We start from the raw sequence: 22318 nt of genomic DNA on the forward strand, positions 1-22318 counted from the left end.
GGTGGGGAGGGGGTGGAAAGCCCCCCGCCCCCCCCCCCCCCCCCCCCCCCCCCACCCCCCCCCCCCCCCCCCCCCCCCCCCCCCCCCCCCCCCCGCGGAGTGGGTCAGCGCTTGCGGGTGAGCAGCCGGCGCAGAGCGGACGGGCGGCCGGCGGCACGGTTGTGCAGCTCGGCGACGCGACGCAGCTCGTAGATGTGGGCACGGGCGACTTCGGGGGTGATCATGATTCCTTCACAGGGTTGTGGTGGCGCTGGAGGGGCATCTCCAGCTCGTTGAAATTGTACGTCGTACGCTGAGTGAACACAAACGAATTAAAGGCAGATCAGACGATCTCCCTACGAATCTGCGGTGAACGGGAGGATTCATGGACGTTATCGATCGACAGCTGGTCGAGGCGCTGCGGGCGAACGGGCGGTCCAGCTGGGCCGAGCTCGGCCGGGTCGTCGGGCTGTCCGGACCGAGCGTCCAGGAGCGGGTGAAGCGGCTGGAGGAGCGTGGCGTGCTGCTCGGCTACCGCGCGGTGGTGGCGCCGGACCAGGTCGGGCTGGGCACCAGCGCGCTGATCGGCCTGTTCCAGCGCGACGACGTGGAGACCGACGACATCGTCGACGGCGTCCGCGAGATCGAGGCGGTGGAGGACTGCTGGTTCGTCGCCGGGGACCAGGAGCTCGTGGTGAAGGTCCGGGTCGCCGACGTGACCCAGCTGGAGGCAGTGGTCGGTCAGCTCCGCCGGGTGAACGGCGTTGTCAGGACCCGGACGACGGTTGTCCTGTCGACTCGCTGGGAAGCACGGCCCGCTCCCCTGCCGCAGTGAGCGCAGCAGCGGCTGCCAACGCCAGTACGGCGGCCGCTGGGTACAGGAGCGCCGGCACATGCTCGTACGCCGTACCGCCGAGTGCCGGCGCCAGGAACATCCCGCTGATCGACGCAGCCGCGTAGAGGCTGCTGTAGCGCCCCACCATCCCCTCAGGTGCGGCGTCGGCGACGTGAGCGGTAGCTGTCGGCTTGTAGAGCATCTCCCCCACAGTGATCACCGCAACCGCCACAGCGGCACCAGCAACCGCCGGCCACACCCCCAGCACGCCCAGCCCCACTCCGACGAGCACGAAGCCCACTGCGACCACCCGGAGCGCGCTGTGCCCAGCCAGCCGTACGGCGATCGGCGCCTCCAGCAGCACGATCACTACCGAGCTCAACCCGATCAGTACGCCGTACGTCACCGCCGGTGAGCCGGCGTCGCGCAGCAGCAGCGGCATGGTCGCGAACAGCTGCCGGTACGCCGTGTCGACCACCACGATCGCGCCCAACAGCACCAGAGTCGCGCGATCCCTCCGAAGCGCAGCCCAGACGCCATGCGCCTGCTGCACCACAGTACGCTTCGCTGCAGGCACCCACCGCCACACCACCACAGCCAGCACCAGACTGCTCACCGCATCAACCACGAACACCAGCGAGAAGTCGTACGCCGCCAGCAGCCCACCCAGCGGCGGCCCGATGGTGAACCCGGCGTTGCTCGCAGTGCGCGACAGCGCGATCCCCTCCCGGCGGCGATCGGCAGGCATCGCTGTAGCCACCAGGGCGCTCAGGTTGGGCCGGCTAGCTCCCCCGCACAGCCCAGCGACAGCAGCCAGCGCCGCCAGCCCGGCAGTGGGGACCACCGGCATCGCCAGACACGCCACAGCCCAGGTGAGCTGGCTACCGATCGCAGCGGTCCGGAGGCCGAAGCGGTCGCCGATCCAGCCGCCGCCGAGGTTGCCGCCGAGCAGCCCCACGCCGTACGCCGCTGCCGCGAACCCGGCCTGCTGGGCGCTCATACCGCGGTCGTCGACCAGGTAGAGGGTCAGGTAGATCCAGGCCAGCGCGCCCGCGGAGCTGACCAGCTGCCCCGCCATCACGGCCTTGAGCCAGCCTGGGAGGTCGGCGATCCGGCGCCAGAAGCCCATCGAGTCCCCCAGGTGTATAGAGTTCCTGGCGGGAACTTAATAGCCCGGCTAGGTTGGGCGCAACCAGTTTCGAGGAGGACGACAGGTGCGGCGGAGCAGCTTCTCGCCCGAGCCGGACTGCGCGGTCGCGCAGTCCCTCGCGGTCGTGGGCGACCCGTGGGAGCTGCTGATCGTCCGCGACCTCGCGCGCGGGCTGGACCGGTTCGACCTGCTCGCGGAGTCGCTGCGGATCTCGCGCAAGGTGCTGACCGAGCGGCTGGTCGGGCTGATGGACAGCGGGGTTGTGGAGCGTACGGCGTACCAGGAGCGGCCGACGCGGTACGCGTACCGGCTGACTGCGCGCGGCCAGGCACTGCTGCCGGTGCTGGTCGCGCTGCAGGACTGGGGCGATCGCTGGGTGCTCGGCGACGGCGAGCTGACCGGGACGAACGAGCCGGCGGAGGCGCCTGCGCAGCGGGTGCACGAGTTGGTCGGGCGTCGGGTTCCGGAAGGCTTGCTGCTGCCGTCAACAGACGGATCAGTCCACGACGTTGTCGACGACCAAGCAAGGTCGACCGTCATCTTCGGCTTCCCCGCAACCGGCCGCCCGACCCGCCTCCCCGACGAGTGGGCCGACATCGCCGGCACCGTCGGCTGCACCCTCGAGAACAAACTCTTCACCGAGCGGTACGACGACTTCCGCGCCGCCGGCATCGCCGTCCACGGCGTGAGCACCCAACGCCCCGACGAGCAACGCACCTTCGCCGACCTGGAGCAGATCAAGCACCCGCTGCTCTCCGACACCGACCTCCGGCTGACCGCCGCGCTCCGCCTGCCGACGTTCCGCTCGGGCGGCCTCGAACGCCTCAAGCGCTTCGTGCTCGTCGTCGGCGCCGACCGCGTCGTGCGCGCCGTCCGCTACCCGGTCACCGACATCCCCGAGGCCGTCGAATGGGCGCTGCGATGATCGAGATCTGGTGGGCGCGCCTCAGCACGCAGCCGATCGACCGGGCGTGGATCGACGACCTCAACGGCGTCGAGCGCGAGCGCCTGGCGGCGTACCGGCGGGTCGAGGACCAGGACCGCTTCCTGCTCGGCTGCACGATCGTACGACGCCTACTCGCGCGGCAGCGGCAGTTGCCTCCAGCAAATATCCGGCTGGATCGCACCTGCCCGGACTGCGGGCGCCCGCACGGCAAGGTGCGCGCGGAGGGCGCCGAGCTGTCGATCAGCCACTCGGGCGACCTGGTCGGCGTCGCGTTCCACCCGATGACCCCGGTCGGCCTGGACGTCGAGCTGATCAACCCCGCCCTGGACGCCGTGGCCCTCGCCCGGGTGAGCCTCGCCCCGGCAGAAACCGAGGAACTGCTGAAAGCCGACGATCAGCCCGCCGCGTTCACGACGTACTGGACCCGCAAGGAAGCCGTCGTGAAGGCGACCGGCGAAGGCATCGGCGCAGACCTCACCAAGCTCGTGGTCAGCCCGCCGGACCAGCCAGCCGCACTCCTCAGCTGGCCGGGCCACGACGGCCCGATCCAGCTCCTCGACGTCGAGTCAGCGCCCAACCACAGAGCTGCGATCGCAGCGCTGACCGACGAGGAAATCGAAACAGTCGACCGGGAAGCCGCGGAGCTGCTCAGGTCCTGATCTGCCCCTCGCCGATCACCACGTACTTCGTCGACGTCATCTCCGGCAGCCCCATCGGCCCCCGTGCGTGCAGCTTCTGCGTGGAAATCCCGATCTCCGCACCAAAACCGTACTCACCGCCATCGGTGAACCGAGTACTAGCGTTCACCACGACAGCCGCCGAATCCACCGCCTGTACGAACCGCCGCGACGCCGCCTGCGACCGCGTGATGATCGCATCCGTGTGACTCGAGCTGTACTTCCGGATGTGCTCGACCGCAGCCTCCAGCGACTCCACCACGGCCGCCGAAATCTCCAGCCCGTGGTATTCCGCCGCGTAGTCCTCCTCCGTCGCCGGCTGAATGTCCTTGCCCACCGCAACAACAGCCGAATCCCCGTGCACCGTCACCCCAGCCGCAGCCAGCGCCGGCAGAGCCTTAGCCAAGAACTCCTCAGCCACCGCAGCATGCACCAGCAACGACTCCGCCGCGTTGCACACGCTCGGGCGCTGCGTCTTCGCGTTCAGCAGGATCGTCAGCGCCAGATCCAGATCCGCGTCCGCATCGACGTACACGTGACAGTTCCCGACGCCGGTCTCGATCACCGGCACCGTCGACTCCGTCACGACCGTCTGGATCAGCCCGGCCCCACCGCGCGGAATCAGTACGTCGACCAGCCCGCGCGCCTGCATCAGCTCCTTGACCGCGGCCCGGTCCCCCGGCACACCCTGGATCACGTCGGCCGGCAGCCCGGCCTCGACGACGGCGTCCCGCAGTACGGCGATGATCTCCGCGTTCGAGGAGGCCGCCGAGGACGAGCCGCGCAGCAGCACCGCGTTGCCCGACTTCAGGCAGATCCCCGCCGCGTCCGCGGTCACGTTCGGCCGCGCCTCGTAGATGATCCCGACAACGCCGAACGGCACCCGGACCTGCTTGAGCTCCAGCCCGTTCGGCAGGTTGTACCCGCGGACGACCTCGCCCACCGGGTCCACCAGCCCGGCCAGCTGCTCAAGCCCAGCCGCCATCGCGTCCACGCGGCCCGGGTCGAGCGCGAGCCGGTCGACCGTCGAATCCGCCGTACCGGCCTCACGGGCCGCCGCGACGTCCTTCGCGTTGGCCGCCACGATCCGGTCGGTGTTGGCGCGCAGCGCCGCGGCCATCGCGTGCAGCGCCGCGTCCTTGGCTGCCCGGGAAGCCGCCGCCAGCGCGTACGACGCCTCGCGCGCCTGCCGGCACAACTGGATGATCTCGCTCATCCACCAATCGTAGGGCGCCTGCCCACACGGCCGCCTCCGCGTCTCATCAGCACCCGTGCCACCACGTGCGACAGTGGCACCACCGCCGCCAGCGCCACAGCGATCCGCCGATCAGACGCCGGCGGAACCTCCGCGGCCCGCAGCCGCCGCCAGGCCCAGACGCTGAACGGCACCACCACCAACGGCGTCGTCACCAACCCAGGCGTGTAGCGCCGTAACGCCACCGACTGAGCGACATGCGTCACCGCATGCGCGCCGAAGCCAGTCAGCGCCGACTGAAAGAACGCACTCCGCACCCCGGAGGCCGACGCAGCCGCCATCACCACCCCGGTCAGCCCGATCGCCACACCAGCCTCAGCCCGCGACATCGGCAACTGCTCCACCACCGCGTCCGGCACCCCGGGCCAAACCGCCCGCACCTGCTCAGGCGCCTCCTGCGACCAGGACGCCATCGTCGCCAGCTCCTCCAGGTCGTGCACGACCCACGCCGCCAGCAACCCCCACGCGATCCCCTTCACGTCCCCAACCTAGACGAACAGCCGCCGCCCGAGCGTGTTCACCTGACTCCCCGGTACGACGTACGCCGCGACCGCCGCCCGCCACACCTTGAAGTGCGGCGCACTCCGATGCGCCTCCACCGCGGCCTCGTCCACGTAGTGCTCGTGCAGCACGAAATGGTGGTCGTCCTCCAGCCCCTGGCACACGTCGAAGAACCGGCACCCCGGCTCGCGCGCCGACGCCTCCGCGTTGACCCGGATCGCCTCCACGAAGCCCGGCAGCTCACCCGGCAGTACCTGCATCGACACCGTCAACGTGATCACGGCAGCTCCACCCCGGTCTCCGCCGCGAGCTCGCCGAGGCTCGTCCAGGTCGCAGCGGCCAAAACGATTCCCCCAGCGTTCCGCGCAGCGTTGCGATCCTCCAACTCCCCCGGCACCAGGATCTCGTCCGCCCACGCCGCCTTCGGAGCCGCCCGCGTTGCATCGACCAGCGCCTCGACGCGCTCGGTGTACTCACCGGGATCCGCCATTGCCGCCACATCCACGACGAGCAGGAAATGCCCCGCCCCGCTGGCCGCATCGGCCTGGTACGGCCCACCGACCGCGTCGCCGAAAGCACTCCCCGTCAGCACCCCGGCCAGCACGTCCATCATGAACGACATCACGTACCCCTTGGGCCCGGCCATCGGCAGGATCAGCCCCTCGATCGCCGCCCGTGGATCGGTCGTCGGGTTCCCCGAAGCATCGGCCGCCCAGTCCGCCGGGATCGGCGTCCCGTGCTCGGCCGCGAGATACACCTTGCCGCGGGCAACGGCCGTGTTGGCCAGATCCATCACCAGTACGCCGTGCCGCCCGGCCGGCGCCGCGATCGACCACGGGTTGGTCCCGATGCTCTTCTCCCGGCCCCCCCACGGCGCCATCGCCGGGCTCGCGTTCGTGCACAGGAACGCGACGCAGCCCGCCTCGGCCGCCCGTCGCGTGTAGTACGCAGCCGTCCCGAAGTGCCCCGACCGGCGGATCCCGACCGCGCTCACCCCGTGCACCTTCGCCCGCTCGATCCCGAGCGTCGTCGCCTGGTCGGCGACCACCTGCCCGATCCCGTCGCAACCGTCCAGTACGACGAGCGCGCCGCCGTCGCGGACGACCTTCGCCGACGTCACCCGCCGCATCGCGCCGCTGCGCAGCCGTTCGACGTACCAGGGCAGGCGGAGCAGGCCGTGCGACGCGTGCCCCCACAGCTCGGCCTTCACGAGCGTGTCGGCGAGCAGGTGCGCGTGATCGGCCGGAACCCCTTCGGCCCGCAGCACCCCCTCGGCGAAGCCGAGCAACGCGGCCGGAGAAGCAGCCCGATCCATACAGTCTCCTATCTGGGAACGATCTTGTAGCGGCGCTCGGGCCGCCCGGCGACGCCGTACCGGGGTCGCATTTCCGCGCGGCCGATGGTGACCAGGTGCTCCAGGTACCGGCGGGTGCTGCTGCGCGAGAGGCCGGTCGCCTCAGCGCACTCGGTCGCCGACAGGTCCGTGTCGGGCGCGTCACCGAGCGCCTGCAGGACGAGATCGGTGGTCTCGGGGCTGATCCCCTTGGGCGCCTGCATCCGGCCGCTCGCGGTCCGGAAGACGCGGTCGGCCTCCTCCTGCCCGACCTCGGTCAGGCGGCGCAGCTCGGCCTGGTGGGCGGCATAGTCCTCCAGGCGGGCGCGCAGCGACTCGACCTCGAACGGCTTCACGAGGTACTGGAAGACGCCGCTGCGCAGCGATTGCCGCAGCGTCTCCAGGTCGCGCGCGGCGCTGATCACGATCACGTCGACCGGGTAGTCGGCCGCGGACTCGCGGAAGCGGCGGAGGACTTCGAGGCCGCTCATGTCGGGCAGGTAGATGTCGAGCAGCACGAGCTCGGGACGCAGCGTTCGTACGGCGGACAACGCGTCCGCGCCGGTCCGCGCCGCCCCGACGACCTCGAAGCCGGGCTGCGAAGCGACCACGCTCGAGTGCAACCGCGCGACCATGAAGTCGTCGTCCACCACCAGCACGCGGATCATGTGCGAACTCGCGCTTCCACCGGCAGCGTCGCCACGAACACCGCGCCGGCGTCGTTGTGCACCGTCACGTCCCCGCCGCGCTTGCGGCAGATCACCCGCACCAGCGCCAGCCCGATCCCCCGGTCGTCCCCGGCGCCGTCCTTCGTACTGAACCCGTGCGCGAACACCCGGTGCTGCATCGCACTGTCCACCCCCGGCCCCGAATCCCTGACCTCGATCCGTACGGCGCCCGAAGCCTCCAGCACCTCGACCGTCACCGCCGGATCCGGCGATCCCGTCGCGGCGTCCAGCGCGTTGTCGACCAGGTTCCCCAGCACCGTCGACACATCCGTCGCCAGCCGCTCGTCGAGCCGCGGCAACCACGTGGCCACGCTGACCACAAAGCTGACCCCGCGCTCGGCCGCCTGACTGGATTTCGCGATCAGCAACGCCGCGACGGCCGGATCCGCGACCCGCGCGGTGATCCCGGCGGTCAGCTCGGTCTGATCGGCGGCGACGCGCTGGATGTAGCGGCGGACGTCGTCGTACTCGCCGAGCTCGATCAGCCCGCTGACGATGTGCATCCGGTTGCTGAACTCGTGGGCCTGCGCCCGCAGCGTGTCGGTCGTGTTCCGGGTCAGATCGAGCTCGCGCTGCAGCTCCAGCAGCTCGGTTCGGTCCCGGAACGTCGCGACCCAGCCGATGTGCCGGCCGTGGCTGCGTACCGGCATCCGGTTCAGCGTCAGCACGCGTCCGTGCAGCGGCAGAATCCGGTCGGTCGCGGTGTCGGTGCCGTCGAAGATCTCGACCAGCCGCCCGGTGTCGTCCACAGCGGACAACGCCTGCCCGGCCGCAGTCAGCGGTACGCCGAGCAGGTGCGCGGCCTCGTCGTTCACCATCGTCACCCGACGCTCCAGGTCGACCGCCAGCACACCCTCCTTGATGCCGTGCAGCAACGCCTCCCGCTGCTCGACCAGGCCGGTGATCTCGCGCGGCTCCAGCCCGAGCGTCTGCCGCTTCACCGTTCTTGCCAGCAGCAACGAACCGAGGACGCCGAGCAGGCTGGCGATCCCGAGGTAGGTGAGCAGGTTCGGCCGCGCGGCGGCCAGGTTCGCAAGCAGCGACGGGTACTGGCGGCCGACCATCACGACGCCGTCGGTCTGCCGGGTCTCGACGTTGATGATCGGCGCCATCGCCAGCGCGGCGCCGGTCTCGTCGTCGCGGCCAACCCAGCCGCGGCCGAGGAACGCGTCGGTCGCCTGCGCGTACAGCACCGATGTCACCGGCAACGGATCGGTCGACACGATGATCCGGCGGTCCGCCGTCGCGACCTTCACGTATGTCGAACCCGACCACGTCCGGCCCGACTCGACCTGCGACTGCGCCTGGCTGATCAGCGCCGGGGACTTCGTCGCCGCCGCCTGCCGTACGCCGGTGGTCACGGCCAGATTCTCGGCGATCGCGAGTGCTCGCCGCCCCTCGGTCTCGCGGAACCGCGAGTTCGACTGGGCCACCGACGCCGCGGCGACACCGATCAGGACGACGAGCACGATCAGCAGCTGGACGGCCAGCATCCGCCCGGCGAGCGTCCACCGACGCCTGCCCAGGAGAACCCGCCATCTAGCCTTCACGGGACTGATTGTGCTTGCCGGGGCCGGATCTGGCCATGGTCGCGTGAGCACAATGAACACAACTGAGTTTGCGTTCGTAACGGTGACAGCGGTACGGCGCCCGGCCACGCTGACGGGCAACCCGCACCACCGACGAAGGAGACCGCCGTGAGAGCACGGACCTGGTTCACCAGCATCACCGCCGTACTCACGGTCGCTCTGACGGCGTCCGCGTGCGGCGTCAGCGCCGACGACAACGCCTCCGGCGGCAGCTCCGACGGCCCGGTCAAGGGCCTGCGCATTCTCGTCCCCAACTCGCCCGGCTCCGGCTACGACACCACCGCCCGGGCCGCGGCCAAGGCGATGCAGGACGCCAAGCTGACCGGCACTGTCGAGGTGTTCAACACCGCCGGCGCCGGCGGCACGGTCGGCCTGCAGCGCCTGGTCAACGAGAAGGGCAAGGACGACATCCTGATGCAGATGGGCCTCGGTGTCGTCGGGGCCGTCTTCACCAACAAGTCGAAGGCGACGCTGAACGACACCGTCCCGATCGCGAAGATGATCGCGGAGGCCGAGGCGATCGTGGTGCCGAAGGGTTCGCCGTACACGACCCTGGACCAGCTGGTCGCGGCCTGGAAGGCCGACCCGGGCAAGGTCCCGGTCGGCGGCGCGTCGAACGCCGGCGGGCCGGACCACCTGACCCCGATGCTGCTCGCCAAGGCCGTCGGCGTGAAGCCGACCGACGTCAACTACGTCCCGTACGACGGTGGCGGCGAGCTGCTGACCGCGATCCTGGGCAAGAAACTGGCCTTCGCCGCGACCGGGATCGGCGAGGTCGTCGAGCAGGCCAAGTCCGGTGACGTGAAGATCCTCGCGGTCACCACCGAGCAGCCGGTCGCCGAGGTCGACGCGCCGACACTGAAGAGCCTGAACGTGGATCTGGTGTTCACCAACTGGCGCGGCATCGTCGGCCCGCCCGGGCTGTCGGACGAGAAGAAGCAGCAGTACGTCGAGCTGCTGACCAAGATGCACGACTCGCCGGAGTGGAAGAAGACGCTGGCCGACCAGGGCTGGACCGACGCGTTCCAGACCGGTGACGAGTTCAAGACCTTCCTGACCTCGGAGAACGACCGGGTGGCCGGCGTACTGCGCGAGCTGGGGCTCGTCGCCTGATGAGCACCGTGAAGCAGGGCCGCTCCGAGCTCGGGGTGGCCCTCCTCCTCCTGCTCCTCGGCGGCTGGGCGGTGATCGACGCGCTGCAGCTGCAGACCCTGCAGACCCGCGGGCCGGTCGACGCGCGCACGGTGCCGATCGGCGTCGGCGTACTGCTGATCGGTACGGCGGTGCTGCTCGCCGTCGACGTGCTCCGCGGCGGCCGCGGCGAGCAGGAGGCCGGCGAGGACGTCGACCTGACCCACGGCAGCGACTGGAAGACGCTCGGGCTGCTGGTGGTCGCGTTCGTCGCCAACATCCTGCTGATCGAGCGGCTCGGCTGGCCGGTCTCCGGCGCGGTGCTGTTCTTCGGTACGACGTACGCGCTCGGCAGCCGGCACCTGGTCCGCAACGCGGTGATCTCGGTCGCGCTGTCGGTCGGCACCTGGTACCTGTTCAACCTCGGCCTCGGCATCGCGCTGCCGGTCGGGATCCTCAAGGGAATCCTGTGATGGACGCGCTCACCGAACTGCTCAACGGCTTCGCCACCGCCGCGCACCCGACCAACCTGCTGTACGCGTTCGTCGGCGTCCTGCTCGGAACGGCGATCGGCGTGCTGCCCGGGATCGGCCCGGCGATGACGATCGCGCTGCTGCTGCCGATCACGTACTCGCTCGAACCGACGCAGGCGTTCATCATGTTCGCCGGCATCTACTACGGCGGCATGTACGGCGGGTCGACGACCTCGATCCTGCTGAACACCCCCGGCGAGAGCGCGTCCGTCGTGACCGCGATCGAGGGCAACAAGATGGCCCGGCGCGGTCGCGCCGCCGCCGCTCTCGCGACGGCCGCGATCGGGTCGTTCATCGCGGGCACGATCGGGACGCTGTGCCTGGCGCTGCTTGCCCCGAGCATCGTCCAGCTCGCGGTGAAGATGGGCGCCCCGGACTACTTCGCGGTGATGGTGCTCGCGTTCATCGCCGTCACCACCGTGCTCGGCTCGTCGAAGGTCCGCGGCCTGGCCGCGCTCGGCATCGGGCTGCTGATCGGGCTGATCGGCATCGACCCGACGTCCGGGCAGCAACGACTCACCCTCGGCCTGCCGGAGCTTGCCGACGGCATCGACGTCGTGGTGGTTGCCGTCGGCCTCTTCGCGGTCGGCGAGGCACTGTGGATCGCCGCGCACCTACGCCGTACGCCGGCCGAGATCATCGGCGTCGGGGCGGCCCGAATGACCCGCGAGGACTGGCGCCGCTCCTGGAAACCGTGGCTGCGCGGGACCGCGATCGGCTTCCCCTTCGGCGCGATTCCCGCCGGCGGCGCGGAGATCCCGACCTTCCTGTCGTACGTCACCGAGAAGAAACTGAGCAAGCACCCCGAGGAGTTCGGCCAGGGTGCGATCGAGGGCGTCGCCGGTCCCGAGGCGACGAACAACGCGTCGGCCGCCGGTGGTCTGGTTCCGCTGCTCACGCTGGGGATCCCGACCACCGCGACCGCCGCGGTGATGCTCGGCGCCTTCCAGGGCTACGGCATCCAGCCCGGCCCGCGCCTGCTGGAAACCCAGCCGGAGCTCGTCTGGGGCCTCGTCGCCAGCCTCTTCATCGGCAACGTCATCCTGCTCGCCCTGAACCTGCCCCTCGCCCCCATGTGGGCCAAACTCCTGAGAATCCCCAGGCCGTACCTCTACGCCGGCATCCTCTTCTTTGCCAGCATCGGCGCCTACGCCGCCAACCTGTCCACCTTCGACCTGTGGCTCCTGCTCCTGCTCGGCGCGTTGGGCTTCGCGATGCGCCGCTTCGGCCTCCCCGTCGTCCCGGCCATCATCGGCATCATCCTCGGCCCCACCGCCGAGGAACAACTCCGCCGAGCCCTCCAGATCAGCGACGGCCACATCAGCGGCCTCTGGAACACCTGGTTCGCCAAGCTCGTCTACGCGGTCATCCTGCTCGTCCTGATCGTCCCGCCGCTGGTAGCCCGCCGCCGCACCCGCACTCCCGTAGGAGTCTGAATGCCCATCATCGTCGGCTACGTCCCCACCCCCGAAGGCGTCGCGGCCCTCGAAGCCGCCATCGCCGAAGCCCAGCTCCGCTCGCAGCGGCTCGTCGTGATCAACTCCACCCGGGGGGAGTCCCTGGTCGACAAACGCTTCGCCTCCGGAGAAACCTGGCAGTCGGTAGAAGACCGCCTGACGTCCTCCGGCGTAGACCACGAACTCACCCAACTAGTCGACTCCAAAGACGCCGCCGACCAAATCCTTCGCCTGGCCAAAGAGTTGAACGCCGACCTGATCGTCATAGGCCTCCGCCGCCGTACCCCGGTAGGCAAGCTGATCCTCGGCAGCCAAGCCCAATCCATCCTGCTCGAAGCCGAGTGCCCGGTGCTCGCGGTCAAGGCTCCCTAAACGTCTGCAGAACGTCCTCGAAGTCGTCGACCAGCCCCTCGGCCGGGAAGCGCTCCCGCAGTTCCCGGTCCAGCTCCCCACCGATCATTCGCAAGTGCATCCGGCTCTGCCGCCCGTCCCGCAACCCGGTCTTCCCCAGCTCGACCGCCTCTTCCAGATCCCCCGCACGACCCGCCAGGAATCCGAGAGTGAGCCGGCACTCGGAGACTCTCATCGGGCTCAGCTCGACCCCGCCAGGCGTGACGTTGTCGCGGATCACCGCGTCGGCGTACTGCCGCGCGAGGGCGTCGTCACCGGCCATCCGGTGCACGTCCATCGCGTAGTAGTCCCACTTGGCGGGGTCGATCCGGAAGTGGTTGTCCGGCCGATCCGGGTAGGGCAACCGGTCGAGCAGCTCACGCCCTGACTCCAGCAGCGTGTGCAGCCCGCTCTCTCCCATTCGCGCCCGAGCCTTCGCCTCCTGCGCGATCAGCTGCACCTGCACGCTGGTCCCCCGCGCGACAGCCTGACCGCGCCGTGCCGCGTCCGCCGCTTGCCGGTACCGGCCCTGCGTCAGCGCGAACCACGCCGTCATCTCATGCCCCCACCCGACGATCTCCGGATGCCCCGCCTCGAGCCCGAGCTGCATCGCGGCCACCCGCGTCGCCTCAGCCGCCGACCCCATTCCCAGGTCGTACTCCACACACCCCGCCAGCAACGCGAGCCACCCGCCGGCGACCAGCAACTCCTGGTGAACCTTCAACCCCACCGGCCGCTCCAGCAGACCCCCGACATGCTGCAACCACGCATGCGCCTCCTGCCGCAGCTCCAGCGCGTCCCGGCGGTTGTACTGACAGCACAGCTCCTCGATCGTCGCCCCCAGCGACTCCAACGTCCGCGCACTCGTGTCGCTGCCCTGCAACCGCTGCACCAACTCCGCCGTCTGCCAAGGAGTCTGATCCAGCCGCCCAACAGCGTCAGCCTTCGCGGCGGCGATCAACTCTCCCTTGGCCCGCAACGCCTCGTCACACACCCGAGCCAGCTCACCGTTCGCAGGCTTCCGCCCGTTCTCCACGTTCGACAGATAACTCCGGCTGTAGTGCGTAGCCCGCGCCAGCTCCGCCAGCGACCATTCCCGGTGCTCGCGATACTCCCGCAGCCGACTCCCGAAGCTCATGCCCACCAGTGTCACCCACCCAGTTGTATCCCTGCATCCCGAACACCAGGGATACACAGGAACCGTAGAAGCGACGCTCCGTCACCACCACGCTGTCCCCATGCAAGCAGACACGGGGCCCTCGAAACCGGAGCAGCCCACCTGGCCGATCCTCACCCCTTCACCGTCCTCCCCCTGCGACGGCACTCACCCCCTGACCGGCCACCCCTGCACCCTCGGCCACCACCACGGCTACCACCGAGACCCCACCGGAACCGAGTGGCTCGACGACTAGACCGGCGGAGCCGACGCGCCGACCCTGCATCCGCGCCGGCTCCGCCTTCCAACTCAGCACCGGGCTGTTCAGGCCAGGTGTTTTCCTTCGTTCTTCCATCCGAGTACTCGAAACATGGGGAAGGTCATCGGCTCATCGATCGGCACCGCGTCGTCAAGCGACCTCGCCACTGCGGCAAACTCTGCCGGCGCAAGGTCGCGAAGGGTACCGGTAGCAGCCCGAATCTGTGCCGCTACCAGATCCCTGACAACGTGATCCGACTGCGCTCGCATGGTCGCATCGATGAGCTTGTGAATCCGCGGGCGCACACCAGAAAACAAGTCGTCCAGTTGCCTGTACACACCTGGGTACGGTCCGCCCACAGCACCGAGTACGAGAAAGATGCCGCCTGGGGTCAGCGAACATGCCAGCTCCGCGATCTCCTTCGCGAGTTGCTCAGTCATCGCGCTGTTGGTCAGAAAGTTGCACAGGACGATCAAGTCGTACGCGCTGGGAGGCCCCGCAACCGACCGGTAGGCCTCACGGCGCGCCTCGGTCGGCGAGATGTACTCGTCCCAGGACTCCGCCTCGTACTGGATCCAACGTGCCGAGGCGGCAACAGACTCGTGATGAACCTTGTGTACGGAGTACCCGGACAAGTCCGGATACGTGATGTCGAACGGAACAGGCCCGCCATCAGGGCGCAGTCCCCGCGCCAGCAGAAACTCGGACAGCCAATGAACGAGTTGTTGCCATGCTGCTCCACGATCGATCGTGGATAGTCTTCGCAGGCCAGCCACTGCAACCGGCTGGTCGGTCGCAATAGACCAGCTCCGGAGGTCGTCGTAATAGTCTCGAATCGCGTACCCAGCCGGAGCCGGTCCCGCTCCGACTTCGAGCACAGTCGGCCCTTGCTTCCGCAGCGGCAGATGACCTGCAGCGAAGACCTGGTCCAGCACCTGCTGAATCCGGCCGCATCTGTCACACAGATGCAGGATCGTGTAGGCGATGACCTCTGCCGGATCTTCGAAGTCGAGGTAGTCGCGACTGGTCAGAGTCCTAGGCAGAACTCTGATCACAGCCTCTGCCGGATGACTGAGATACATCGCCAGAAGATCACCGGTCGCCATGGCGAGGCGTTCAAGGTCTTGGAGTCTGCTGCTCTCGCCAGAGGCCCGCCATCCGGCCCACTGTGAGGCGACCTCACGCTCCCACCTGCCGACGGGAAATCTCGTCGTTGGCTCTGACACGTACTCATGTTGGCCGAGCAGCCCGCAGAGGTCCAGCCCTCGCCCCGGCGGGGGGCAATCGCGGCCTCGCGCCAACTGCAAGGCCTCAACTTTTCGCGCAACCTCAGCCCAACGCCTATATTATCCTTGTTCTTTGCTCTTGTTCTTTGCTCTTGTTCTTTGCTCTTGTTCTTTGCTCTTGTTCTTTGCTCTTGTTCTTTGCTCTTGTTCTTTGCTCTTGTTACAGGAGGACGAGGTCGTCGCGGTGGACAACCTCTCGTTCGTACGTCGGGCCCAGTTCCTTCGCCAGATCGCGAGTGCTGCGGCCTAACAGATCAGGAAGTTCTGCTGCGTCGTAGTTGACCAAGCCTCGGGCGATCACCGTGCCTGAGGGGCTCACCAGGTCTACAGGGTCGCCTGCTGAGAAGGTGCCTTCTACCGTGAGGATGCCGGCGGGGAGAAGCGACGTGCGGCGTTCCGTGACGGCTCGGACGGCGCCTTCGTCGAGCTGGAGGCGGCCTTGGCCGGAGGTCGCGTGCTGGAGCCACAACAAGCGGGTCTTGCGGCGGCGGCCGGTGGGGTGGAAGAGGGTGCCCACCGGATCACCTTGGAGGGCTTCGGAGACTCGGGCGGCTGAGGTGAGGACTACCGGGATGCCTGCTGCGGTGGCGATGGCGGCGGCTTCGACCTTGGTTTGCATGCCGCCGGTGCCTACGCCGGACGATCCTGTGCGGCCGATCTGGAGGGAAGCCAGGTCTTCGGGGCCTCGGACGTCGGGGAGCATGACGGTGCCGGGTTTGCGGGGGTCGCCGTTGTAGAGGCCGTCGACGTCCGAGAGGAGGACCAGGAGATCCGTATGGACCAGGTGGCTGGTGAGCGCGGCCAGGCGGTCGTTGTCGCCGAAGCGGATTTCGGTGGTGGCCACCGTGTCGTTCTCGTTGACGATCGGGACTACGCCCAGCTCCAGCAAGCGCGCGAAGGTGCGGTAGGCGTTGCGGTAGTGGGAGCGGCGGGTGACGTCGTCGACTGTCAGCAACACCTGCCCGACGCGAAGTCCGTGGGCGGCGAAGGCGTCGTTGTAGCGGGCCATCAGGAGGCCCTGGCCGACCGACGCGGCGGCCTGCTGGGTGGCGAGGTCGCGGGGGCGGGAGCGTAGGCCCATTGGTGCCAGGCCGGCGGCGATCGCGCCCGACGAGACGAGGACGACCTCGGTGCCGCCGACGCGCCGGGCCGCGAGGGCGTCGACGAGTTGGCGGACGCGGTCGAGGTCGATCCGGCCTCGCTGGGTCAGGGACGACGATCCGACCTTCACGACGATTCGGGTCGCCTGGACGACCTCCGCGCGGCGTTTCATCAGCTCTCCCACCAGGGGTGCAGCGGCCCCGGCCCGCGCCATTGCGGGCTCAGGGCAACTACTTCAAACGGTCTTCCGCTTCGACGTCGATGTCCTGGCCGGCGGCGAACGCGAGCTCGGCCTGCAGTTCCTGCTCGGCCTCCAGCTCACGGGCCTGCTTGCGGGCCAGCTTCTCGGCGGCCTTCTGGGCCGCCTTCGCCTCGGCCGGGGACAGGTCGACCTCGTCGTCGGTCCAGCCCGCACCGTACTCCGAAAGGTCGGGCGACGCCGGGACCTCGCCGGAACGGCGGGCGTGGTACAGCTCGTCCTTGGCCTTCTTGCGCTGGGCCGCCGGACGGTCCTCCTCGAGGCGGTGGTCCTCGCCGCGGCGGGCCAGGATCTCGGCACCGGCCTGCACCTCGGGCGCGAAGTCGAAGACGACCGCGTTCGGCCCGTCACCGATGACCACGGCGTCCCCGGCCAGCGCGCCGCGCTCGAGCAGCGTCTTCTCGACACCCAGCCGGTTCAGCCGGTCAGCCAGATACCCGGTCGCTTCGGCGTTGGCGAAGTCGGTCTGCCGCACCCAGCGCTCGGGCTTGTCGCCCTGCACCAGCCAGCCGCCGTCGGGCAGCTTCTTCACCTTGAACTCGACGCCGCCGGTCGCCTGCGGCCGGATGATGATCCGGTTCGCGCTCGGCTTCTCGACCTCGGCCCGGCGCTTGGTGACGATCTCGGCCATCGCGAACTTCAGCGCGTCCAGCCCCTCGTGGCTGGCGGTCGAGATCGAGAACACCGGCATCCCGCGCTCCTCGAGCTCCGCGGTCACCATCTCCGCGATCTCGCGGGCGTCCGGGACGTCGATCTTGTTCAGCGCGACCAGCCGCGGCCGGTCCTCCAGGCCCCCGTGCGCGGTCAGCTCGGCCTCGATCGTGTCGAGATCGCTGAGCGGGTCACGACCCGGCTCGTACGTCGCGCAGTCGATCACGTGCACCAGCGCGGCGCAGCGCTCGACGTGCCGCAGGAAGTCGTGACCGAGACCGCGTCCCTCGCTCGCGCCCTCGATCAGGCCCGGTACGTCGGCCACGGTGAAGATGTTCTCCCCGGCGACGACGACACCCAGGTTGGGGATCAGGGTCGTGAACGGGTAGTCCGCGATCTTCGGGCGGGCCCGGCTGATCGAGGCGATCAGCGACGACTTGCCCGCGCTCGGGAAGCCGACCAGACCGATGTCGGCGACGACCTTGAGCTCGAGCACGATGGTGCGCTCTTCGCCGTCCTCACCGAGCAGGGCGAAACCGGGCGCCTTGCGGGTGGAGCTGGCCAGCGCCGCGTTGCCCAGACCGCCCTTGCCGCCGGCGGCGGCGACGTACTCCGCGCCCGGCCCGACCAGGTCGGCGAGCTGCTCGCCGTCCGGCGTACTGATCACGGTGCCGTCGGGCACCGGCAGGACGACGTCGCCGCCCTTGCTGCCGTTCTGGTGGTCACCCTTGCCCTGGGCACCGTTCGTCGCGGAGCGGTGGCTGGCGCGGTGGTAGTCGACGAGGGTGGTCTGGTCGGGGTCGACGCGCAGGATGATGCTGCCGCCGTCACCGCCGTTGCCACCGTCCGGGCCGCCGAGCGGCTTGAACTTCTCGCTGTGCACCGAGGCGCAGCCGTTTCCGCCGTTGCCACCGGTGACGTGCACCGTGACCCGGTCGACAAAGCTGGGGATCGCCATCGGTGTTCTCTACTTCCTGCAGGGGGTGGTTCCATGAACAGCGAAAAGGGCGGCTCGCGGTATTCCGCGACCCGCCCTTCTCAGAGCTTGCAATCGTGCCGGGTGGCGGTGTTACTCCGCCGGGGCCGGGACGATGTTGACGACGCGACGGCCGCGACGGGTGCCGAACTCGACCCGCCCCTCGGCCAGCGCGAACAGCGTGTCGTCGCCACCACGGCCGACCAGCGTGCCCGGGTGGAAGTGCGTGCCGCGCTGCCGGACGATGATCTCGCCGGCGTTGACCAGCTGGCCGCCGTACCGCTTGACGCCGAGCCGCTGCGCGTTCGAGTCGCGCCCGTTACGGGTGGACGCCGCGCCCTTCTTGTGTGCCATCTCTGGATCAGCTCACTTCTTCTTCGCGTCGATCGCGGTGACCTTGACCTGGGTGTAGTGCTGGCGGTGCCCCTGGCGCTTGCGGTAACCGGTCTTGTTCTTGTACTTGAGGATGGTGATCTTCGGGCCCTTGCTGCGGCCCAGCACCTCGGCCGACACGGCCACCTTGGACAAAGCGGCGGCATCGGTCGTCACGGTGTCGCCATCGACGACGAGGACTGCGGGCAGCGAAACCGTGTCGCCGACCTGGTCCGTCAGGCTGTCGATCTCGATGACATCGCCGACGGCGACCTTCTGCTGGGTGCCGCCACTGCGCACGATCGCGTACACCGTGGATCTCACTCTCTGTTTGTTCGGAAGACTTACCGAGCCGGGCCGCTGATGGAGTCAAGCGACCGGCCCACACAAAGGAGGCACGCAGGATGCGCGCCGAAAGGGAAGTTTACTACGGACGCGTCGCAAACTTCAAAACGGCCTAGGGAGCGGTCGTGACCAGCTCCGCAGCGCTGTCCGCGTCGGATTCGGCCGCCTTCGACCGGCTCCGGCTGCTCCGGCGACGCCGGCTCCGGGTGGAGCCGTTCGACTCGGCGTCCGCGTCGGCAGCCGCCTCCACGCCCGCCTCAGCCTGTACGCCGTCCGCCGGTACGCCGGCCGCCTGCTCCGCGTCAGGAGCCTGCGCGTCGACCTGAGCCGCCGGCGCGTCGCCCTGCGACGGCGCCTGGTCCTCGCCGTGCCCGTTCGCCCCCGCCGAAGCGGCCGCGATCTGGGCCAGCCGCTGCGCCGCGTCGCCGTTGTGCGGCGCCGCCTCAGCAGCCTCGGCCGGCTCGTCGTCACGCCGGCCCTTGCCCCGGTTCCGGCGCGAGCTCTTGCGGCCCTCACCGTCGGAAGCGGCCGGCTTGCCGTGGTCGTGACCGTTCTTCTGCTCCTGCTGCTGGCCGCGGCCCCCGCCACGGCGGGACTCCTTCGGCTCGTCGTGCAGGATCAGGCCGCGGCCACCGCAGTGGTCGCAGTTCTCGCTGAACGCCTCGAGCAGCCCGGTACCGATCCGCTTGCGGGTCATCTGGACCAGCCCCAGCGAGGTCACCTCGGCGACCTGGTGCTTGGTCCGGTCGCGGCCCAGGCACTCCACCAGGCGGCGCAGTACGAGGTCGCGGTTGGACTCCAGCACCATGTCGATGAAGTCGATCACGATGATGCCGCCGATGTCGCGCAGCCGGAGCTGGCGGACGATCTCCTCGGCCGCTTCCAGGTTGTTCTTGGTGACGGTCTCCTCGAGGTTGCCCCCGGAGCCGGTGAACTTGCCGGTGTTGACGTCGACGACGGTCATCGCCTCGGTGCGGTCGATGATCAGCGAGCCACCGGACGGCAGCCAGACCTTGCGGTCGAGCGCCTTCTTGATCTGCTCGTCGATCCGGAAGTTGGCGAAGACGTCGCCGTCGCCGCTCCACTTCTCGACCCGGTCGGCCAGGTGCGGCGCGACGTGCTCGACGTACTCGCGGACCTGGTCGTAGGCGTCGTCACCGGAGATCACCAGCTTGGTGAAGTCCTCGGTGAACAGGTCGCGGACGACCCGGATCAGCAGGTCCGGCTCGCCGTGCAGCAGCTGCGGCGCCTGGCCCGACTTCGACTTCTTGTCGATCTCGGTCCAGTACGACTGCAGGCGGCTGACGTCGGCGGTCAGCTCCTCCTCGGTCGCGCCCTCGGCCGCGGTCCGGACGATCACGCCGGCCTCGTCGGGGACGATGTCCTTGAGGATCGACTTGAGCCGGTTCCGCTCGGTGTCGGGCAGCTTGCGGCTGATGCCACCGTTGCCGCCGCGCGGCACGTACACGACGTACCGGCCGGGCAGGCTGATCTGGTTGGTGAGGCGGGCGCCCTTGTGGCCGATCGGGTCCTTGGTCACCTGGACCAGGACCGCCTGACCGGACTTGAGCACCGACTCGATCTTGCGCGGGCCGTTGCCGGCGCCGAGCGTGGCCCAGTCGACCTCACCGGCGTACAGGACGGCGTTGCGGCCCTTGCCGATGTCGATGAACGCGGCCTCCATGCTGGGCAGCACGTTCTGCACCCGGCCGAGGTACACGTTGCCGATCAGCGAGACCTGCTCCTCCTGGGCGACGTAGTGCTCGACCAGGACGTTGTCCTCGCTGACCGCGATCTGGGTCAGGTCGCCGCGGGCGCGGATCACCATCGCCCGCTCGACCGACTCGCGGCGGGCCAGGAACTCGGCCTCGGTGACGATCGGCGCCCGGCGGCGGCCGGCGGCGCGACCTTCGCGGCGGCGCTGCTTCTTCGCCTCCAGGCGGGTCGAGCCCTCGACCGCGGTGATCTCGTTCGCGGTGTTCTTGCTGCGCGGCTCGCGGACCCGGACGACGGTCTCGTCGGGGTCGTCGGCGGAGCCGGAGCCTTCCTCGCCCTTACGGCGACGACGGCGACGGCGGCGCCGCGACGAGCTGCCGGCGCCCTCGTCGTCGGACTGCTCGGTGTCGTCCTCGGCCTCGGCGTCAGCGGAGGTGTCGTCGTCGCTGTCGTCCTCGTCGGAGGAGTCGTCGGCGTTGTCGTCCGCGCCCTCGCCGGACTTGCGGCGGCGACGGCCACCGCGACGGCGGCGGCGCCGGCGGGTGCCCTCACCGTTCTCGTCGTCACCGTCGTCGTCGGCGTCGGCCGCGGCGTCCTCGGCGCTGATGTCCTGCGCGGCCTCGAGCACCGGCTCGGCGCGGTCGGCCGCGACCTCCTCGGCGTCGCGTCCACGGCGCGAACGGCGGCGGCGCGTCGTACCGGGCTCGTCGGCCTCTTCGGCCTGTACGTCGACGGTCGCCGTCTCGGGGGCAACCTCAGCGGCGGCGCCGCGGCGGCTGCGGGTCCGCTTGCGCGGCGCCTCGGCCTCGGGGGTCGCCTCGACCGGGCTGGTCGCCGCGGCCTGCGGGGCGACCTCGACCGGCGCCTGGAACAGCGGCGCGGCGGCGGGGGCACGACGGCGCGTACGGCGGGGAGCCTCGGGCTCGTCGGCCGGGGTCTCGGCGGCCGGAGCCGCCGGGGCGCCGCCGCCGACGGTGACGTACGAGGTGCCGGTGGTGGTGACCGACTTGGGAGCCTGCTCGGCGGTGGTGCCGGCAACCTGGGTGGCGCCGGAAGCGTTGCCTGTGGCTGAGGCCGCTGCGGCGCTGGAAGTAGTAGCCGTGGAGTCGGCAGCTGATCCGGGGGTGGTGGCCGCTGCGGAGCCGGCCAGGGCGGCGGCTGCTGCGAGCGCCTCCTCGTCCTCCTCCGCGTCGGTGACCGGGCCGTCGGTGAGCGGGGAGTCGGGGGTGAGCAGGTCGGGCTCAGGCGCCGCGGTCTTCTTCGTGGTGCGGCGGCGGGTGGTCTTCTTCGCCGGGGCCGGGGTCTCGACGACCGGGCCGCCGTCGGCGGTCGGGGTGGCCTCGTCGGCGGCCGGCTCGGCAGCGGCGGCGGCCTTCTTGACCGTGCGCTTGGCGGTGGCCTTCTTGGCGGGCGCCTTGGCGGCGGTCTTGCGGGCCGCGGTCTTCTTGACCGGCGCCGGGGCCGGGTCGGCGCTCTCGGCGTCGGACTGGGTGCTCACCTCGGCGGGCGCGGCGGTCTTCTTGACCGTGCGCTTGCGGGTGGTGGTGGTCTTGGCCGCTGTCTTCTTCGCAGCGGTCTTGCGAGCGGCGGCCTTGCGGGCCGGCGGGGTCGCGGCCGACGTGTCGGCCTCAGTGGTGTTCGGCTCGTTGTCGAGCATGCAGTGCGGGTCTCCTCAGGCCCTCCGGCGCATCCT

Annotated in this window: 21 protein-coding genes; 7 read left to right on the forward strand and 14 right to left on the reverse strand. The window is 69.8% G+C overall.

What is annotated here, in order from left to right; genetic code table 11:
* Positions 1-364: 364 nt before the first annotated feature.
* Positions 365-814 carry an Lrp/AsnC family transcriptional regulator gene (locus ACZ6Z4_RS33800; protein ID WP_363676032.1) on the forward strand — a complete coding sequence of 150 codons (450 nt, stop codon included), beginning with the start codon at positions 365-367 and terminating at the stop codon, positions 812-814.
* Here ACZ6Z4_RS33800 and ACZ6Z4_RS33805 read toward each other — a convergent pair.
* Complete coding sequence (locus tag ACZ6Z4_RS33805) at positions 747-1943, reverse strand: MFS transporter (protein ID WP_465574302.1); 1197 nt, start codon at positions 1941-1943, stop codon at positions 747-749. The two genes, ACZ6Z4_RS33800 and ACZ6Z4_RS33805, sit on opposite strands and share 68 nt — an antisense overlap.
* 85 nt (positions 1944-2028) lie before the next feature.
* On the opposite strand from ACZ6Z4_RS33805, the gene ACZ6Z4_RS33810 reads away from it, so the two are divergent.
* Positions 2029-2889 (forward strand): winged helix-turn-helix transcriptional regulator, encoded by an 861-nt coding sequence (locus ACZ6Z4_RS33810; RefSeq protein WP_465574306.1) that lies wholly within the window; start codon positions 2029-2031, stop codon positions 2887-2889.
* Positions 2886-3569 (forward strand): 4'-phosphopantetheinyl transferase family protein, encoded by a 684-nt coding sequence (locus tag ACZ6Z4_RS33815; protein WP_465574309.1) that lies wholly within the window; start codon positions 2886-2888, stop codon positions 3567-3569. The genes ACZ6Z4_RS33810 and ACZ6Z4_RS33815 overlap by 4 nt, the downstream gene beginning before the upstream one ends.
* Here ACZ6Z4_RS33815 and ACZ6Z4_RS33820 read toward each other — a convergent pair.
* From ACZ6Z4_RS33820 to ACZ6Z4_RS33845, 6 genes are read right to left on the reverse strand one after another with little or no spacing between them, the layout of a single operon-like run.
* Positions 3559-4803, reverse strand: coding sequence for a glutamate-5-semialdehyde dehydrogenase (locus tag ACZ6Z4_RS33820; protein ID WP_465574311.1), 1245 nt, complete (start codon positions 4801-4803; stop codon positions 3559-3561). The two genes, ACZ6Z4_RS33815 and ACZ6Z4_RS33820, sit on opposite strands and share 11 nt — an antisense overlap.
* On the reverse strand, positions 4800-5321 hold the full coding sequence (locus tag ACZ6Z4_RS33825; protein WP_465574315.1) for an HXXEE domain-containing protein: 522 nt from the start codon (positions 5319-5321) through the stop codon (positions 4800-4802). The genes ACZ6Z4_RS33820 and ACZ6Z4_RS33825 overlap by 4 nt, the downstream gene beginning before the upstream one ends.
* A gap of 9 nt (positions 5322-5330) precedes the next feature.
* Positions 5331-5624 (reverse strand): putative quinol monooxygenase, encoded by a 294-nt coding sequence (locus tag ACZ6Z4_RS33830; RefSeq protein ID WP_465574318.1) that lies wholly within the window; start codon positions 5622-5624, stop codon positions 5331-5333.
* Positions 5621-6658 (reverse strand): Ldh family oxidoreductase, encoded by a 1038-nt coding sequence (locus tag ACZ6Z4_RS33835; protein ID WP_465574321.1) that lies wholly within the window; start codon positions 6656-6658, stop codon positions 5621-5623. Before ACZ6Z4_RS33835 ends, ACZ6Z4_RS33830 begins: the two co-directional genes overlap by 4 nt.
* A gap of 8 nt (positions 6659-6666) precedes the next feature.
* Positions 6667-7344 carry a response regulator transcription factor gene (locus ACZ6Z4_RS33840; RefSeq protein ID WP_465574324.1) on the reverse strand — a complete coding sequence of 226 codons (678 nt, stop codon included), beginning with the start codon at positions 7342-7344 and terminating at the stop codon, positions 6667-6669.
* The gene (locus ACZ6Z4_RS33845) at positions 7341-8954 is read right to left on the reverse strand and encodes a sensor histidine kinase (protein WP_465574329.1); all 1614 of its coding nucleotides are present in this window, start codon (positions 8952-8954) and stop codon (positions 7341-7343) included. Before ACZ6Z4_RS33845 ends, ACZ6Z4_RS33840 begins: the two co-directional genes overlap by 4 nt.
* Before the next feature lie 147 nt (positions 8955-9101).
* Between ACZ6Z4_RS33845 and ACZ6Z4_RS33850 the strand changes: the two genes are divergently transcribed.
* From ACZ6Z4_RS33850 to ACZ6Z4_RS33865, 4 genes are read left to right on the forward strand one after another with little or no spacing between them, the layout of a single operon-like run.
* A complete protein-coding gene (locus ACZ6Z4_RS33850; protein ID WP_465574332.1) occupies positions 9102-10106 on the forward strand; it encodes a Bug family tripartite tricarboxylate transporter substrate binding protein in 1005 nt (334 codons plus the stop codon).
* Complete coding sequence (locus ACZ6Z4_RS33855; protein WP_465574337.1) at positions 10106-10597, forward strand: tripartite tricarboxylate transporter TctB family protein; 492 nt, start codon at positions 10106-10108, stop codon at positions 10595-10597. Before ACZ6Z4_RS33850 ends, ACZ6Z4_RS33855 begins: the two co-directional genes overlap by 1 nt.
* The gene (locus ACZ6Z4_RS33860) at positions 10597-12093 is read left to right on the forward strand and encodes a tripartite tricarboxylate transporter permease (protein WP_465574341.1); all 1497 of its coding nucleotides are present in this window, start codon (positions 10597-10599) and stop codon (positions 12091-12093) included. Before ACZ6Z4_RS33855 ends, ACZ6Z4_RS33860 begins: the two co-directional genes overlap by 1 nt.
* Positions 12094-12486 carry a universal stress protein gene (locus tag ACZ6Z4_RS33865; protein ID WP_465574343.1) on the forward strand — a complete coding sequence of 131 codons (393 nt, stop codon included), beginning with the start codon at positions 12094-12096 and terminating at the stop codon, positions 12484-12486.
* Here ACZ6Z4_RS33865 and ACZ6Z4_RS33870 read toward each other — a convergent pair.
* The 7 genes from ACZ6Z4_RS33870 to ACZ6Z4_RS33900 form a co-directional block, all read right to left on the reverse strand.
* Positions 12473-13642: a helix-turn-helix domain-containing protein gene (locus tag ACZ6Z4_RS33870; protein ID WP_465574346.1), complete on the reverse strand. Its 1170-nt coding sequence runs from the start codon at positions 13640-13642 to the stop codon at positions 12473-12475. The two genes, ACZ6Z4_RS33865 and ACZ6Z4_RS33870, sit on opposite strands and share 14 nt — an antisense overlap.
* 342 nt (positions 13643-13984) lie before the next feature.
* Entirely contained in the window at positions 13985-15025 is a 1041-nt protein-coding gene (locus tag ACZ6Z4_RS33875; RefSeq protein ID WP_465574348.1) for a hypothetical protein, read from the reverse strand.
* A gap of 340 nt (positions 15026-15365) precedes the next feature.
* Positions 15366-16478, reverse strand: a complete 1113-nt coding sequence (gene proB, locus ACZ6Z4_RS33880; RefSeq protein ID WP_465574351.1) for a glutamate 5-kinase — start codon at positions 16476-16478, stop codon at positions 15366-15368.
* 58 nt (positions 16479-16536) lie between these two features.
* A complete protein-coding gene (gene obgE / locus ACZ6Z4_RS33885; protein ID WP_465574353.1) occupies positions 16537-18174 on the reverse strand; it encodes a GTPase ObgE in 1638 nt (545 codons plus the stop codon).
* A gap of 111 nt (positions 18175-18285) precedes the next feature.
* A complete protein-coding gene (gene rpmA / locus ACZ6Z4_RS33890; RefSeq protein WP_363676060.1) occupies positions 18286-18546 on the reverse strand; it encodes a 50S ribosomal protein L27 in 261 nt (86 codons plus the stop codon).
* A gap of 12 nt (positions 18547-18558) precedes the next feature.
* Positions 18559-18876 (reverse strand): 50S ribosomal protein L21, encoded by a 318-nt coding sequence (gene rplU, locus ACZ6Z4_RS33895; protein ID WP_344173618.1) that lies wholly within the window; start codon positions 18874-18876, stop codon positions 18559-18561.
* Between the two features lie 145 nt (positions 18877-19021).
* Positions 19022-22282, reverse strand: a complete 3261-nt coding sequence (locus ACZ6Z4_RS33900; protein WP_465574356.1) for an Rne/Rng family ribonuclease — start codon at positions 22280-22282, stop codon at positions 19022-19024.
* Positions 22283-22318: the final 36 nt, after the last annotated feature.

The sequence above is a fragment of the Kribbella sp. NPDC104740 genome (assembly GCF_055583505.1).